General features: G+C 64.3%; 16 protein-coding genes. All 16 read right to left on the bottom strand.

The window, feature by feature from the left end; all coding sequences use genetic code 11:
* Positions 1 to 6: 6 nt before the first annotated feature.
* Complete coding sequence (locus RTO53_RS10855; protein WP_312237802.1) at positions 7 to 4,596, bottom strand: tape measure protein; 4,590 nt, start codon at positions 4,594 to 4,596, stop codon at positions 7 to 9.
* 57 nt (positions 4,597 to 4,653) lie between these two features.
* Positions 4,654 to 4,983, bottom strand: coding sequence for a hypothetical protein (locus RTO53_RS10850; protein ID WP_312237801.1), 330 nt, complete (start codon positions 4,981 to 4,983; stop codon positions 4,654 to 4,656).
* 33 nt (positions 4,984 to 5,016) lie between these two features.
* A complete protein-coding gene (locus RTO53_RS10845; protein WP_312237800.1) occupies positions 5,017 to 5,760 on the bottom strand; it encodes a hypothetical protein in 744 nt (247 codons plus the stop codon).
* A gap of 22 nt (positions 5,761 to 5,782) precedes the next feature.
* The gene (locus tag RTO53_RS10840) at positions 5,783 to 7,750 is read right to left on the bottom strand and encodes a hypothetical protein (protein WP_312237799.1); all 1,968 of its coding nucleotides are present in this window, start codon (positions 7,748 to 7,750) and stop codon (positions 5,783 to 5,785) included.
* Between the two features lie 3 nt (positions 7,751 to 7,753).
* Positions 7,754 to 7,990, bottom strand: coding sequence for a hypothetical protein (locus RTO53_RS10835; protein ID WP_312237798.1), 237 nt, complete (start codon positions 7,988 to 7,990; stop codon positions 7,754 to 7,756).
* 56 nt (positions 7,991 to 8,046) lie between these two features.
* Complete coding sequence (locus tag RTO53_RS10830) at positions 8,047 to 8,421, bottom strand: hypothetical protein (RefSeq protein WP_312237797.1); 375 nt, start codon at positions 8,419 to 8,421, stop codon at positions 8,047 to 8,049.
* A 126-nt stretch (positions 8,422 to 8,547) separates the two neighbouring features.
* On the bottom strand, positions 8,548 to 9,021 hold the full coding sequence (locus RTO53_RS10825; RefSeq protein WP_312237796.1) for a hypothetical protein: 474 nt from the start codon (positions 9,019 to 9,021) through the stop codon (positions 8,548 to 8,550).
* 78 nt (positions 9,022 to 9,099) lie between these two features.
* A complete protein-coding gene (locus RTO53_RS10820; protein ID WP_312237795.1) occupies positions 9,100 to 9,462 on the bottom strand; it encodes a DUF3168 domain-containing protein in 363 nt (120 codons plus the stop codon).
* Positions 9,459 to 9,962 (bottom strand): HK97-gp10 family putative phage morphogenesis protein, encoded by a 504-nt coding sequence (locus RTO53_RS10815; RefSeq protein ID WP_312237794.1) that lies wholly within the window; start codon positions 9,960 to 9,962, stop codon positions 9,459 to 9,461. The genes RTO53_RS10820 and RTO53_RS10815 overlap by 4 nt, the downstream gene beginning before the upstream one ends.
* A complete protein-coding gene (locus tag RTO53_RS10810; RefSeq protein WP_312237793.1) occupies positions 9,955 to 10,290 on the bottom strand; it encodes a head-tail adaptor protein in 336 nt (111 codons plus the stop codon). Before RTO53_RS10810 ends, RTO53_RS10815 begins: the two co-directional genes overlap by 8 nt.
* Positions 10,290 to 10,592, bottom strand: coding sequence for a head-tail connector protein (locus tag RTO53_RS10805; RefSeq protein WP_312237792.1), 303 nt, complete (start codon positions 10,590 to 10,592; stop codon positions 10,290 to 10,292). The genes RTO53_RS10810 and RTO53_RS10805 overlap by 1 nt, the downstream gene beginning before the upstream one ends.
* A complete protein-coding gene (locus RTO53_RS10800) occupies positions 10,592 to 11,119 on the bottom strand; it encodes a hypothetical protein (protein ID WP_312237791.1) in 528 nt (175 codons plus the stop codon). Before RTO53_RS10800 ends, RTO53_RS10805 begins: the two co-directional genes overlap by 1 nt.
* 65 nt (positions 11,120 to 11,184) lie before the next feature.
* Positions 11,185 to 12,393 carry a phage major capsid protein gene (locus RTO53_RS10795; protein WP_312237790.1) on the bottom strand — a complete coding sequence of 403 codons (1,209 nt, stop codon included), beginning with the start codon at positions 12,391 to 12,393 and terminating at the stop codon, positions 11,185 to 11,187.
* Complete coding sequence (locus RTO53_RS10790; RefSeq protein WP_088432447.1) at positions 12,390 to 13,037, bottom strand: HK97 family phage prohead protease; 648 nt, start codon at positions 13,035 to 13,037, stop codon at positions 12,390 to 12,392. The genes RTO53_RS10795 and RTO53_RS10790 overlap by 4 nt, the downstream gene beginning before the upstream one ends.
* A complete protein-coding gene (locus tag RTO53_RS10785; protein WP_312237789.1) occupies positions 13,030 to 14,265 on the bottom strand; it encodes a phage portal protein in 1,236 nt (411 codons plus the stop codon). The genes RTO53_RS10790 and RTO53_RS10785 overlap by 8 nt, the downstream gene beginning before the upstream one ends.
* 23 nt (positions 14,266 to 14,288) lie before the next feature.
* On the bottom strand, positions 14,289 to 15,834 hold a 1,546-nt coding region (locus RTO53_RS10780), incomplete at its 5' end, for a terminase TerL endonuclease subunit (protein WP_312237788.1).

Raw genomic sequence — 15,834 nt, 5'->3', positions numbered from 1 at the left:
TGGGGATTACCTCGCGTTTACAGCGTTAAGAGAGTTGCGCAGCGCGCTACTGCTGGACGTGCGCACGCCCTGCGTGGTGGTGGCCAGAAGATCCCGCAGCAACTGGTTCTGCTCCGTGAGCAGAGCATTGCTCTGCTGCACTGCTGTGGTGGTCTGCGACTGCGCGTCCTTGTTCACCACCAAGTCGAACACCGCACGGCTGAAATTGTCAGGCAGCGCTTCGATTGCATCGGCCAGTTGGCCCATGCTCGTACCGTCCTCCTTGTCCAGGTCGCCCACCTTCATGCCGTCGATCAGGCCGGTTACCTGGTCGTACAGGCCGTTGTAGTCCTTGCCGCTGGCATACAGATTCCGACCGAAGCCCAGTGCCGCCTGGGCCGCCGACTGAGCGGCGCTGGTGTCGCCACCGGCCACCGCCCGCTGCAGCTCCTTCATCGCCTCGCCCAACTTCTCCTGGTCCGTCAGCGGCGACAGGTCGCTGATCGACAGGCCGTACTGCATGGCCTTCTTGTCCTTGTCGATCTGAGCCTGCAACTTCCCCATGTTCATTGCCCGCAGGGCTTCGATCTTGGCCAGGTCTTCAGCGCGCGCACCGGACAGGCCCAGCGCCTTGGCGTAGTCGTTGGCAGACTTCACCTGCTGGCGGTAGGTACGCTCGATGGTAAGCGCCTGCTGCTGGTAGCTCGACAGGTCGCCGGTCATCAGCTGCGTAGAAACGTCCGCCATCAGCGTGGCGTAGTTCCCTAGCAGCCCCGTCACCTTCTGGACCTGAGTGGCCAGGTCGGTGCCGGCGACGCTGGCCAAGTCTTGGAAGTAATCAACGGCCTTGTTGACCTTCTCCACCTCCATGCCGCTAAGGGCGCGGCCCAGCTCGTCGGCGTTGCCAACGGCCAATGCGATGGAGGCACTGAGGGCCGAGAACACATCCGACGCTTCGAAGTAGCCGTCCAGCTGGCCGCCGAACCCTGCCGCCCGTACAGCTTCAGTAAACAGGCGGTCCGTCATGTCGGCGAGATAGGCCTCAAGCTGCGCCTTCGCTTCTGCCGAGTCAGCCGACAGCTGCATCTTGCCCAGCGACACCTTCACCCCGGCCAGTTGCCCGGACAGATCCACGCCCAGTTGCTTGGCCAGGTCAGTAGCTGCGCCTCGTACCTGGCGAGCCGCCATATCGAACGTGCGATCGATGCCCGGATCCAGCGCCCCGTACTGCGTCCACTTCTTGTCGCTGCGGAACATGCCGCCCTTGGCCTTTATGTCGGCGTAGGACTGGCCGTTGAAGCCACCAAACCCATAGTCGCCCGTGATGCCCTGCCCGGTGACCTTGGGGGCGCTGCGGCCGAAAAGCTTGGCGTGGATGCTGGACCCGGACAGGATCGAGGCTGTCTTGTCGCTGAGCCCCACTGCACGGTGGGCTTTGTCAACCAAGCCGACGGCGCCGGCCGTGGCAATCTTGCCCGCCCAGCTCTCGCCGTTTGCGATGTCCCAGCCCTGATCAAACAGTTCGGCATTCTTCATCATGCCGGCGACGATCCAGCCGATGATCGGGACCGCTGCCGCAGCCGTCGATGAGGCACCAGCACCAGCCGCCGCGGTTCCCCCGGCTGCGGAGGCGCCGCCGCCAGCAAAAGCAGCCACGTTGTTGCCGAACCCTGCGAGGCTACCGGCACTGATTCCGCTGCTGGCCGCACCGGCGCCAGCGCTGAATAGCCCCTGCCCCTTCGACAGCAGACCGGCGACATTGCTCAGGTTCTGCCCACCGGCGGCGGATCCGTTGCCGCCGAACAGACCCATGAGGCTGTCCAGGCTGAAGCCACCACGTTGGCCGCCCCAGCCGCTGATCCCCTCCATAATCTTCGTCTGGATGGGGATTACAAGCTTCTGCTGCAGCAGCTCCCGGGCGATGTCCCGCAGCCCCTGCTTGGCCACGTCCTTCAGGTCGTCCCACAGACCGTTGAAATCGCGCAACCCGCTGGCCGCGAAGTCGGCCAGTGCATCGGCAGCACCATCCACACCGTTCAGGACTACATTCGCCCAAGCCTCGGCATTGGCCGCTGCTTCCTCCACCTGGATCGACAGCGCAGCGGACGCGTCGGCTGCGGCAAGCATCGACCGTTCGTAGGCCTCATAGCTTTCCGCGCCCTTCGCCAGGGCGAGCGCTTCCTTGCCTCCGGCGGCCTCCACGGCCTTCTGCAGCTCCTGTCGCATGTCGCGCTCGTTCATCATCTGCCGGCGCGACAGCTCGCGAGCCCGGCCGACCTTGCCCAGCATGGCCACCTCGGCGTCTATGGTCGCCAGCAGCGCTTCGGGGCTGGACAGCGCCTTGTTGACTTCAGCACTTGAGAGTTCCAGAGCCTTCTGCGACTCCAACACCAGGGTGTTGTACGCCGCACGCTCGATGCGCCCCTCCTTCAGCGCCTCCTTGAGCTTGTCCTCCAGTTGCTTCTGGCGCTCGGTGGCTTCGGCGAGCGGGCCGGCCATGGTCGCGGCGGCCATCGCCGCCTGCTCGTTGTAGCGCTTGGTCGCCTCCGCGTCGGCCTTCCGGTCCTTGGCGCCGGCACGCTCAGCAGCAGCCGCACCCTTGCGCGATTCGGTGTAGTTCTTCTGCGCGGCAGCTAGCTCAGTCTGCAAACGGATGTACTGTGCACCCTGCTCGATGTACTGCTTTACGTTCGGGTCGTCACGCTTGGAAAAGTCGACGCCGCCGGCCTGGGCTTCCTTGAACCAGTCGGCTACATCCAGCTTCGCCACCTCGCTCGCGCTCTTGCCAACGCGCGCGAGCTGTCCGGGCAGCGACTGCATGGCCGATGCGATGCGCTTGCCTGCCGCACCTGCCGATTCGCCCAGGACGTTGAACGAGCCCGACAGGGCGTCGGTCGCGCTCTTTGCCTGGGTGGTGGCGACATTCAACGATTCAAGAACACTGCCCTGCCGCTGGGTTTCACGTGCGAGCGTTGCGACACTTGCGGTCTGCTCAACCATACGGCCGCGGAATCTATCCGCGCCGGTTGCACCCTCGAGCACTTTGGCATTCGCCTGTTCGAGCCGTGCACTGAACTCGTCGGCGCTGATCTTGCCTGCCTTGAGTTCATCGGCCAGACCGCGAATCGAAGCCGCGTATACGTCCGAGTAGGAGTTCGTGATACCCCTCTGCGACTCCAGCGCCATGTCGCGGATGGTTGCAGTGATCTGCTTGTAACCCTCCTCAATCTTCTTCTGCCGCTGGAGAATCTCGCCCGCTTGCTCCTGCCGATTCAGCTCTCGGAACTTCTCGATAGCCACGTCGGCTGTGGCATTGAAGTCCACCAGCGCCGCCGATGCGGTATTGGTGTTGTCCCGGAAGATCAACCAGCCAGCAGCAGCGGTAGCCAGCATTGTGACAATGCCGGCAGGTCCACCCAGCATTGCCAGGGTGGACGCCCCCGTCCTCGCGGCCCAGCTTGCGCTCGCGGCTGCCGACTGGGTCTGCGCCTGGGCCAGCAGCAGCGTCGCCTGCCGGTGCTCAAGCGTCGCGGCAGCGGCCTTGGCGCTGACAGATACGCTGCCGCCGATCACTTCCATTCGGCGGACTTCGGCCTGCGCATCAAGCATGGCCGCGCGTGCGCGCAATTCAAGCTGCTGCGCTGCAGCCAGATTCTGCGCCGCCGCGGCACGATCAGCGGCCATCCCTGCGTTTGTCGCCGCGACTCGCGCGAGAAGCGACTTCAGCAGTGGGCCCGAAGCTACCGCCGCACTTGCAACGGCAACCATCTGCAGGTTGTTGCCGAGCGCGCCAATACCAGCGGCGAGCACTTGTGATGCTCCAGTCGCTTCGTCGGCCCTGCCGATCATTACCTGCAAATTGTTGTTGAACAGAGTGAGCGACTGTCCAACTGTGGCGTCCATCTTGCCGAACGCCTGATCGACAGCACCGGCTTGGCTTTGCAGCGCACTGATTACCTGTTGTGATGACAGCTTGCCGGCCGCGCCGAGTTCACGCAGTTTCCCGATCGGTACGTTCAAGCCTTTAGCGATGGCCTGAGCCAGTGCGGGAGCCTGCTCGAGCACCGAATTCAGCTCCTCTCCTCGGAGCGTTCCGGATGCAAATGCCTGGCCGAGCTGAACCAGCGCCGCATCGGCGCCAGCTGCAGACGTGCCACTGATCACCATCGTCTTGCTGATCGTTTCGACTACACGCGCCAACTCCCTACCGGAAAGACCGAGGGCTTCTTGGTTCATCGCAATCCGCTGGTACAGCTCAGCAGTGGCCCCAAGTGGCTGGCGGGCGGCACCAGCGATGCGGACCACGTCCGCCTGGGCCGCAGCGAACTGCGCCTGCCCCTGCGTAACCAAGCGCAGTCGATTGTTGAGGTTTGTCCATTCATCCGCCTTGCCAATGGCGGCTTTCACAGCGATCAGCGCCGATGACAGCCCAATGGCCTCGAACGCTACGCGACGGAAGCCTGCGGCAACTTCGTCGGCGCCACGCCGCGCAGCGTCAGACATCGAGGTTTGAATCGTCGCCATGTCGCGCTGGACAACGCGCGCAGCCTTCCCGCTGTCACGCTCGAAGGATCCCGACTTCAGCAGAAGGTCCACTGTAAGGGTGTAGAGGCTCATCGCGTTTCCAAAAAAAAAGCCCGCACAGGGCGGGCTCATTGGCTTATGGGGTGGGTTCTAGCGAATCGGAATCTCCGATCCGTTGATGGTCATGTTGGTCACGATCCCCGCCGCATCGGTGACGCAGGACGCCGACGCTGGCTGCGCGGTTCCGTCTCTTGAAGGCAGAATCAGGCCAGAGCCATCTGGCCAGGCGAAGTAGTGCTCGCCAGCTGACCCAGAGTCCTTCACATACGGAACCTTGGCGCGGCTCGGTCCTCCTGATGCCGTCTGAATTGCACTCATGCAGTTCAGAAGCCCAAGCTTCGAGCCGTCGCCCTGTGACACTGAACAGCCAGCTGCCACTGAAAGCAGCAGCGCCGATGTGTACCTGATCGCATTCTTCATAGATCCTCCCGACATTGGCTGTGATCATGCCAGCTACGCCGGGATCTCCTCAAACTCCAAGTACCCCGAGAAGTATTGCCGGCTGATGTTCTCTGCAGTTGGCAGCTGCGTGGGGTAGCCGTAGAGCGCTGACCGGGCCGCCAGCAGCGGATCGAAAGCCTTGGTCCCCATATCCCGGTACTGCGGGACAACGCAGGAGCGGCGACGGCCAGCCAGCGCCGCACCGATCGTCTCCCAGTCTGTTCCGTTCAAGCCTCCACCGCGAACAACGTCCGTGGCCCGGCCGGACAGGTTGCAGGTCAGCCTGCGGTACAGCGCTCCAGGCACGGTATTGACCTGCCCGCCCTTTGTCCTGGTGTGAGCGCTGGTGTCGATCGTGGCAACTCCCCAGCCGTCGCTGATACCCACGTCCACGGCTTGGAAGATGGCGATCTCGCCGATATCGACGTTGGTCACGGTGGTGTCGATTTCCACGGACACCGTAGTGACAGGCACCGAACCCTGCGGGAAGAGCCATGCGCACACGCTTCCGTCAGGGAGCCGCGTGGTCGTGCCAACGGCGCCGGCGGCGCGCACCGCCACGCCCGCTGGGACGTTGAGGCCCAGCACAGCCACGATCCCCGGCACGACAGCCTGGGCGAGCGTCACCGTGACGGACAACGCGCCCGTCCGGCGGACCCGGCTTGCGCGCCTTGGCTTGCCGTCGAACAGCGCGGCGCCTTGATCGCTGCTGAGCCATGTTCCACCGGCCAGCGCCACGGTCACCGCGGCGGGCATTCCATATCCGATAAGCACCCTCTCACCCCCACAAGGTCAGCACCACTTCACCCGTGGCTGGGTTTCTCTCAACTCGGCGCACCAGCACCGGCTTGCCGTCGGCCAGGCCGTACCGGCTGTAGTACAACCGGCCAATCTGCCCCGGCAGCGGCGCAAGCTGCTGATCACCGCGGACGGTGACCTGGTAGAAGAAGCGCTGCCGCTGGTAGATGGCCACCACCCGGTCGATTTCGGCCTGAGCGTCGGCGGCTCGCCAGAACAGCGAAATTACGGGATCTGCCGCCTCGGCTCGGCGGTAGTGAGCGTCCAGCGGCCCAGCCGCGAACACCTGGCCGCGATACAAGGCAGTCAATTCATCGCGCCGCGCCTGCGGAACGTCGACCACGTCGGTGACCAGGTCCGACGCGCCCAAGGCTTGGGCATTCGGCCTGTAGGCCATGCGTCGGGTGAGGTTGGGCGCTTCATCAGGCACGCCCACTAGGTCGCTGGCCATATCGTCGTCGGTCAGCTCGAACGCCGGCACACCCTCGTAGCTCTCCGGCGCCACCACCCGGACGAATCGCAGCACCCCTGTCGCGTCCTGGTAGCACCCGGCCCCATAGCTTGGCAGGATCGCGTTGAGCGCGTCGCGGCCCGTGATCGAGGTTCCTGCGTAGTACCCGACCCCGGCGTAACCCGAGGCCGCATCCACGGCCGCACAGTCCGCTGCCGACCACGCCCCCATGCCCAGGCGCCCCATGATCTCGGCGACGGCCACAGACAGCGTTGCTGGCGCCATACCGGCACCCACGCTGGACAGGTCCACCACGACAGGCGTCACCGGTGGAGACTTCATCAGCAGCTGCTGCTGATCCGGCGCAACTTCAAACGTCCCTGGCTCCATCAGGTCGCCGCGATCCATTACCGCGTCGACATAGACCGGGCCATCGGCCAGGAACATGGAGGTGGCATCCGAGTTGCCGCCAGCGGCCGGCACGCTCGCCACGGCGCCGATCACGACCGGCTGCGGCTTCCATGCCAGTGACGCGACATTGGGCAGGAAGACGCCGCGGTTGATGGGCTGGGCCAGATAGTCGTGCGCGTCCCGCAAATGGAGGGTCTTGCTGCCGTCGTCGTTGATCTCGATCTGATCGATCGCGCAACGGAACACCGGCGCCGCGTCAGCGAGCATGGCGGATTCATCAACCAGCAGGATCTGGACCGAGGCACCCGAGCCGCCCGAGAGAGCGAGCCCATCAAGCATGCCCTCGGCATCAGCCACCACGCACTCAGCCGCTGCCATTTGCGAGACGGGGTCACCGCCCCACGGCCAGAAACTCAATTCCTGCACCAGGTTCACCCCCTCGGCGACCAACCCTTCATAGCGGGCGTTTGCCGGGCTATCGCCTGGTGCAGAGAGCCAGTTGGCATCAGCCAGCCGCATCGATGCGGCCTGGGCCTGCTCCAGCCGCCACCCGGCGATCGCGGCATCGCTCCGCGCGCCCCACTGTCCAGCGTTCACGGCCAGGCACAGGCCGCCGGCCTTGGTTGCGGCCAGGGATGCAGCAAAGTGCAGCGGGCCGGCCAGCAGCAGGTCGCGCTGGTGGACCAGCGAGCCGTTGAGATAGAGGTGCAGCCGGGACGGGCTCCCGAAGGACACTCGCATCCCGACGATATCGCCGTGCTGGACCAACGGGAGGCCCGTGGCGATGGCGCCGATGCCTTGTATCAGCCGGCCGGTTGCCAGCTCCCAGCCGATCCCCTCCCCGTTTGCGCCCGGTGCCTGGTTGAGTGGCGCCGCCGGCGTCACGAACCCGACCACGGCGGAAAGGTCGTCGTCACCCCACAGGGCGAACTCAACACCCACCACGCCGGTGATCACGGCGAAGTCCGATCGCGCGCACCGGTTGAGATCGGCCGCGGCCGTCGTTGCGAGAGTGAGCCCCCCATCTCGGGCGGCGAGCAATGGTCCAATGGGGAGCGCAGCGAAGCGCCCGAAGGTGTCGGCCATGGGTCATCCAAGAGAATCAAACCAGTCCTCTGCCTCGTCCTCGTCGGATCGGGGCGCAAGGGCGTCTAGGTAGTGCTGCATGCCGCGCTTTGTGCTGCCTTGGCTGTGCGCAGCGGTGATGTAGGCGATGAAGGCAGCGGGCTTCAGGTGCAGGCTGACTGGGTCGATGGGGTTGCGCTTGTGGAACTCCCACCATTCCAAGAACTCGCGACGCGACATGATCGCCCGCAGTTCGGACACCGGCCGGTGCAGGTGGCCGGCGAGGACCTTCCAGAACCAGTCCTCGCCACGCTGCCTTAGTCGTTTCCCGCGTCGGCCTGGGCCTGAGCGGCCTCTTCGCCGAAGCCAGAATACTTCATGGCCACGCGCTGCAGCTCTGCCGCCACCAGCGGCTTCAACTGGGCGGCCTGCGTCACATCCATCACGGGCTTGCCGTCTTCGTCGCAGATGGCTGCCGCGATCAGCTTGGCGCGGTCGCCTTCACTCCACAGCTTGCGGAACTCCACATCCGGCAGCTCGCGCACGTGGAACTGCGCCTTGTCGCCATTCGGCAGGGTGATGGTATCCGCGTGCAACTCTTTCGAGGCGAACATCCCCAGGTTGGTGAAGGACTGCAGGATGCTCACGGGCTGCTGCGGCTGGGTTTCCGGGGTGTCGTTGGTCTTGCTCATTGGCCGTTTCCTTGAATGGCGACAGGGCGCGCGGGCCGCGCACGGCTGACACGCGGAGGATCCGCGCGCCCTGCCAAAGAGAAGGCCCACCGAAGTGGGCCGAAAGAGAGAGCGCCGTTGTTGCCGTCAGGGCGTCGGGCGGTGCGTTTCGACTGCGCCGGAGCCACGGATGGTCATCGTGGCCTTCCATACATCGTTGTCGGCCACCGTCACCGCGAAGTTCTGCACGAAGCCATTGAACTGCTTCGACACAACCGTCGTCGGCGGGATGATGACACCATCGACCGCCACCGGCTTGGCCGCGCCCGCCGTTTCGCTGGCCGGCGCGGTGACCAGGAAGTTGACCACCGCGCCAGTGCGGTGCAGTTCCTCCAGCGCCTGGGAATCGACGGAGTCATAGATCACCTCGATGCTCGTGCTGCCGGTCGCTTTGCGGCCAGCGACGAACTGATCCCAGTCGTCATCGAAGTCCGAGATATCGATTTCCGATGCCTGGCCATCGGGGAAGCCGACCGAACGGACACGGGTCACCTTGATGACCTCCGCCGCGCCGATGGCGATGAACAGCTGGGTGTGCTTCGACTTGAGTACCTGTCCCATAGGGGTTTCCTTGCGTTGTGCCCGTCGCCGGGCATGAAAAAAGCCCCTTGCGGGGCCGGTGGATTGCCGTTGTGTGGATCAGCGCAGCTGCAGCAGCCGCGCGTCGAATGAAATGCCCATTGCGTCCGTGTCGTCGCTGTCGGGCGTGGGGTTGTGCGACTCGATGCTGCCCACGCGCTCGATCACATCCCGGATGGCGACTGCAACGCCGTTGGCCTGGCTGAGGCTCTCGCCCCACACGGTCAAGCGGACCCGCCAGCCGTCCGCCGGCGGCGGCTCAGACAGCATCGCGGTGGGCGAGCCGCCGACAACTTCCCACGTCGCGTACGGGAGCGGCGTGCCCTGGGGCGCGCTGCCCAGGAACAAGTTGGGGGGGTCGCCAAGCACCTGCCGGACGGTCGCATCGTCTTCCAGCAGCGATTGGATTAGGGGAACCATCATCTCCAGCCCTCCTTCCTCAGCTGCTTGTCGAGCGCGGCCCGGGTTTCATCGATGATCACCTGCGCCGCCTCGGGGCCTTTCGCTTCGCCGGCCGGCGTCAAGAACGGCGAAGCCCGCTGCTTCTTCGTGCCGAACTCGAGGAAGCGCCAGTAGTAGGCCCAGCCGCGGTCAACGTAGGATTTCCCTGCTCGACCACGTCGCTTGTTGCGCTTGGTGTTGGCGTACTTGCGTCGGCGGCCAGACTTCACCCCAACGGTGAAGTACTCCCCGTCCTTGCCCACACCTGCGCGGGACCTGTTTTGCGCGTTGGCTCGGCGCGTGATGATCTGGCTGGCCAAGAATCCCGACGCCTTCGGCGCACGGCGCCTCGCATCGTCCCGGATCACATTGCCACCCTTGCGCATACCGGCACGGACTGCACTTCCCTGAACGGCCCGGGGCGCCTCCCTCAGCGACCGCAGCAAGCCGGCCAAGCCGTGAATGGATACCTGCTCAGCCATTGCTTAACCCCGCTACGGCGATGATCGCCATCTCGCTACCATCGTTGCTTGGGGCGATGCTCTTGATCGCATACGGCTTGCCCCGCTCCACAATGCGCCAGGTGGGCTCGACATGGCGCGGGATCAGGTCCCAGCGGACTTGCTCCCGATAGCGCTCGGCGCCAGCCGCGATCGCCTCCGCCGTGGCACTGAGCTGGTTCGTCTTCTTCGCCCACGCTTCGGCGACGAGCTCCCACCCCTTCTTGGCCGGTCCACCCAGCGGATCCCGTACGTCTACCGGCCGCTCGAAACGGATCAGGTGGCGGCGCTGCCCTGCTGAAGTGGCCATCAGAATCGTTTCCTGTACCAAAGAAGCCTGGACACGCCGAGCGCGATTTCCGAGCTCACCTCGCCCAAGGCACTGCGATTCTCGGCCCAGCTGCCGACCAACAGCAACACTGCCTGGCGAACGTCAGCCGTCAGTGCCATCTCATCCTCGCTGGACGGCTCACCCTCAACCAACACGCGATCGCAGTGCATCTGCACGTGGGCGAGAGCGGCATCGACATAGGACTGCAACAGAAGGTCGCTGACCTCATCGACGATGCGGCACTGCTCCCGCACCAAAGCAAGATCGAGGGCGGCGACCATTACTCCGCCTTCGCGCCCTGAGCGCTCTTCAGGGCTTCGGCCAGCTTGGCGACACCCCAGCGACGATCGAAGACGACACCGGCGGCTTCCAGCTCGGCAACCAGCGCGGCCTTCTCAGCGTCGGAACCCAGCTCGGCCGCTGCGGCGGGCGCCGCTGCCGCTGCCGCCGGGGCGGACGGTGCTTCGTCGCCATGCGCTGCCTCGCCCGAGACAGTCGCAGCCTCGGCTCCACCTTCCCCGGCACTGACCGTCGATGGCGCAACCACCTTGATATCGGCCGGCGCCGGCTGGAGCGTCACGACGGGGCCCGGCTGGCTCGGGGAAGGTGCAGCGGCGGGTTTCCTGGAAGCGGGTGCCGAGCCATCGAACTGCTGCACCAGGCCCTTCCCGATCAGGGTGTATGCGTATTCGTCTTCGACGTTCTCGAATACCTGGCCGGCGCGCGTGGGCGAACGCGAGTCGCCGTTCGTGTCGGGGCCAAGCTTCTCCACGTCGCCGCAGAAGCCCCAAAGGACTTTGATCTTCATCTGTATGGATCTCCGATAGGTGGTTCAGCCGCATCAGCGGCCGACACCACGGGAAGGCAGTTGGATCAGGCGGCGGGCTTGAAGCGGCCCTTGACGAACGCCTCACGGCGACGCTTGGCCAGGCCAAGGCGCTCTTCGACCAGCAACACGCGCTGGTTCTTCACGAAGTCGTCGTTGATCATGCCGACCTTGAACAGGAAGTTCATGCGGTCATAGATCGTCGCGCCGCGCTGGAAGTTGGCCACCAGGAACTCGCCACCGGTGGTGGTGCCGTCACCTTCGTCCATGCTGTCCGAGGCAACCACCGGCCGGCCCCACAGGATCGGGGTAACGAAGCCCTGCAGGTTGGCAAACAGATAGCGGTTCTGGCTGTCCTTCTCCAGCTCGATGTTCATCCAGTCCAGCTCGGTCATCACCGTCGCGTCGGCCGACAGCTTGGACTGCTTGCGAACCTGGTAGATGGCGCGCCGCACGGTGTCGATGGAGGTATCGCTGTCCTTGGACAGGTCATCATCGAAGATGAAGGCGTCCGTCATCAGGCCCGGCAGGTTGTTGCCCAGGCCGTCACCCTTCAGGATCTGCGCTTCCTCTTCCAGCTTGAGGTCATAGCGCAGCAGCTGCTGCAGGTAGCCGTACATCTGCGGCACGTCGTCCAGGGTTTCGTCGGTGACCGGAATCCAGACGGCCAGCTTCTTGACTAGGTCGGTCTTCTGCTCGAACGTGACGTTGCTCTGCGGCTTGGCGCCGCCCTCGCCCACCGGACCCGCACCGCGGGTGTGCAGCAGCTCGCGGAAGTAGGTGTAGCTCTGGCCGGTGACAGAGATCGACGGGATCAGGTCGCGGATACGCAGTTCCTGGCGCATGCCCGGCTGAATGGTCGGGTCGAAGTTGGGCACGACGATGCCGGCGCTGGTGACGGCCTTGGTTTCCATCGCGGCCAGCTCTTCCTTCTTGACTTCGATCTCGGCCGAGCCCTTCTCGCGGCTCAGCAGCGACTTGTACTCGCCGTTGTCCTTGATGAAGTCGATGAAACCCTTCTTCTGGCCCGGCTGGTTGCCCAGCGCAACGCCCTTCTCTTCCAGCTTGAGCACCTTGTCCACCACCTTCTGGATCTCGTCGGTGGCGGTCTGAATCTGGCTCTTGAGTTCGTTGGTGACCTTGTTGCCCTTCTCGATCTCGGTGGAGGCGTTGTCGTACTTCTTCTGCAGGCCAGCGAAGCCTTCCTTCAGCTGCTTTTCCAGGCCTTCGCGGATATCGGTGATGTTGTCGCTCATGCGTGCATTCCCTCAAAAATGGATTGAATAGATGTGCCGAGGTGCTTCAGCTCTTTCACGGTCTCCGTGTCCGCCATGCCACCGTCTCGGTGGATCGCAGGAAAGCCGAGCGAGGCGACGGCAGCCGCCTCCTTTTGAGACAGGCCCATGCGTTCGCGCAGAGCGCATTCGAAAGCGCGCAGGTCCGACTTCACACTGAGAACCTGCGCCTCCGGATTCATGCCGAAGGGGACGATTGACGCCTCCCACAGTTCGGCGCGCTTGATGACGCGGACGCGGCGCCCATCGCGGGTCTCCATCGCGTCCTCGATGGGGTTATAGCCAACCGACATCTCATCGAGCGTGCCGGCCTTCATCAGCTCGTAGGCGTCCTTTGCGTAGCTGACGTTGAGGTTGACCTTGCCCTTGAGCAGCAGCCCGTTGCCGTCCTGCTTGAACGCGGCGTCGCCGATCAGCCGCGTCAGGTTGTGGTACAGCGCCAGTCGTAACCGACCGGTGCGCGTGGTCTTCACTGTGGTGAAGGCCCCGGGGACGATCACGTCACCGCCCAGGTCGATGTTGTCGAATACCGAGGCGTATCCCTCGAAGTTGCCCGAATCGTCAGCGGACTTGACCTCGAAGGGGCAGGCGAAGGTGTTAAGCATTTGCCGGATCTCCCGTGCTGTTGTCGTCCCCGATCGAGTCGGGCTTGTTGCTCGTCCATCGGGTGACTTGGTTGTATTGGTCACCGTCCAACACGGGCAGGTTCTCCTTCACCCGGACCTCGTTGATGGTCATCCAGCCGGAGCCACCAGAGCCGCCCAGCGCGGTCTTGAAGTAGTTGCCTCGCGCGGTGCTGTCAGCCCGCAGCAGCCCCTCCACCACTGCCTCGACGAACATGCTGCTTTCGCCAAAGAGCTTGTCGTTGAGCTCGCTCTCGATGGCGTCCAGGTATGGCTTCAGGCCGAAGGTCACAAACCCACTGGTCTGCTGCTCGAGGTTGGACCCAAGCACGGACGTGGAGCGCGCCCGATTCGTGAGGTACAGCGGGACGCCCCAGATCCCGGCCAGCGCCTCTTCTTGGAACTGCTGCGACTCGATGAACTGGCTGTCTTTCTGCGTCATGCCGGCCGGCGTGATCGTCGGCCCGCCCTGCAGGATCGCCATCTTTCCCAGGTCGTCTACGTCGCCCTGGCGAATGTCTGGCAGCTTGGCCTTGATCTGAGCCTGCTGTTCCTTGGTCAGGAAGCCCGGGTAGATGATGTAGCCACCCGTGAAGCCACCTTTCCGCATGAAGCGTGCAGACCAATCCTGTGCCGCACGCGCGAGCCCGATCGATTCGGCCTGGTACTCGATCGGCGACAGCCCCACGATGCCGTCCGTGCTGAACAGCTTGAAGTGCAGCATGTTGGCCGGGGATACCGGGGCTTCTTTCCTGCCGATGTTCGCCCAGTAGAGCAAGCCCTCGTCAGTGTCGATGCGGACGTTGTCCGCCGAGACCGGAATCAGCCCGATCCACTCGCCGTCGTCACTGCGCTGGATGATGGCAAAGGCATTGCCGCGCAGCCCCATGTTCACCACGATGGCCTTGATCAGGTCCAGCCATTTGACGTAGGGATTCGGCTTGGCCAGCAGCCGCAAAAGCCTGCGCCGCTGCGGGCTGCTGCCCTTGACCAGGGATCGGACACCGCCGACATCCTCGTAGAGCTTCCAAGGCAGGCCGGATGCAGATTCGCTCAGCACCTTCAGACACGCCCAGACGATGCTCACCGTCAGCGCTGTCTTGGGGGTCACGCGAACACCGGCTTTGGTGCCTTTTCCGCCTACCGATAGGTCGACCTCCACATAATTCCCTGTTGCAGGGTCGTCGTAGCCGAAGAACCGCCAGCTCATCGGGTTGTACCAACGAAAATTTGTCATCCGATCAGTCCAAAGAAGCCGTTCTCGAGGTAGTCATCAATGCCGCCGGCTTCGGCCGGCATGGCATGCGCAGCGCCGAAGGCCATGCAAAGGGCCACCGCGGCGTCAATCTTGTTCACCGAACGCGCCTTGGATAGCCAGCGGTTCTCCCACTTGTCCGACTCGATGACGGCCGACATGATTGCGGACACCAGCACGGGGTTTCCCTTGAGCCGAAGCCGGCCCTCCAGCAGCGCCTCTTCGAAGAGCCGCAGCGATCCCGGCATCCACATACCTTCAGGCGGCGGCAGTCCTTGGTCCTGCGCTGCCTTCGCCGCCACTTCCAACGGCCGGCCCTTCTTCGTGCCCCCTTGGGGGTGCTCAGCGAATGGCAGCGACAACCCAAGCTCGATCACCTCGTCTTCGAACTTGCGGAACGCATATCGGTCGTAGGCGATCAGCTCGACCAGGTAATCCCGGTCGTACTCGGCCAGGGTCTGAGCGACATGGCGGAAGCTAATCGTCTGTCCCTGCGGTGCGTGCAGATGCCCGCCATTGATCCATGTCCGGTACGGCAGCTTGTCGCGCAGTTCGCGCGCCGCGACGGTGTCGCCCGGGGTCCACGCTTCCACCCACCCGTCGTAGGTGGGCTTGCTGATCATCTGCGTCTGTCCGTCCACCACCACCGACACATCGACACTGCCGGTTTCCACCACCGCCCCAAGGGCCGTGATATCGCGGCTTTGCGAGAGGTCGAGCCCCAGATAGACCTTTGATCCGTGATGCTGCGCAGGGTCGAAGTCGGCGAGCGCCGGCTCAAGTGTTGATCGGGTCATCCACGCCGTCTCCGCGTCGGTCCAGATGCAGAAATGAAGGCGAAGGATCCCGTTCAAGGAACCCGGAATCGCCTTCGCCTGTTTGACCAGGTCCGAGAGGTACTGCTCTGTGATGGTGACGCCGAGCAAAGGGTTGGCCTTTGCCCAGCACGTCGGGTCTTCCAGCGGGTCGTCGCCGTCGTCCAGCGCACACACGTAGCTGAAGGTCCGGTCGTCAATCGGGTCGCCCACGAAAGTCGGGTCGTTCACCGCGGCCGTGTGCCCCGCTGCGACCTTGACCGCGTGTTCGTGCTCTTCCCAGCACACCGAAGTGCGGTCGCTACCGGAGTTGGTGATCATGAACAGGAGCGGCTCGCGGCGGAATTTGAAGCCACGCTCGAGCATTTCGATGATCTTGCGGTCGGGCAGCTCGTGGACCTCGTCCACCAGGACGAAGAACGGCCGCGGCCCCGAGCCGGTCTTGCCGGTGTCGCGAGATACAGGCCGGAAGAAGCTCTGGCTGGCTTGGTGGGCCATGTTGTACTCACGCCCCTCGCCGCCGGCGAACTCCACGCGCTTGGCCAGTGCCGGTGACTGCTTGACCATCTTCACGGCGTCGGCGAAGAGGATCCCGGCCTGGTCCTTTTTGGCAGCGGCAGAGTAGATCTGCGCGCCAGCTTCGCCGGCCGCCGTCATCCCCAACAGCCCGAGGCCGCCAGCGAGCGGGCTTTTCCCGTTGCCCTTTCCT

Source organism: Stenotrophomonas sp. (genome assembly GCF_031995405.1).
Lineage (GTDB): Bacteria > Pseudomonadota > Gammaproteobacteria > Xanthomonadales > Xanthomonadaceae > Stenotrophomonas.
Note: the sequence above shows the minus strand (reverse complement) of the source record. Positions and strands in the feature narration are given on the sequence as shown.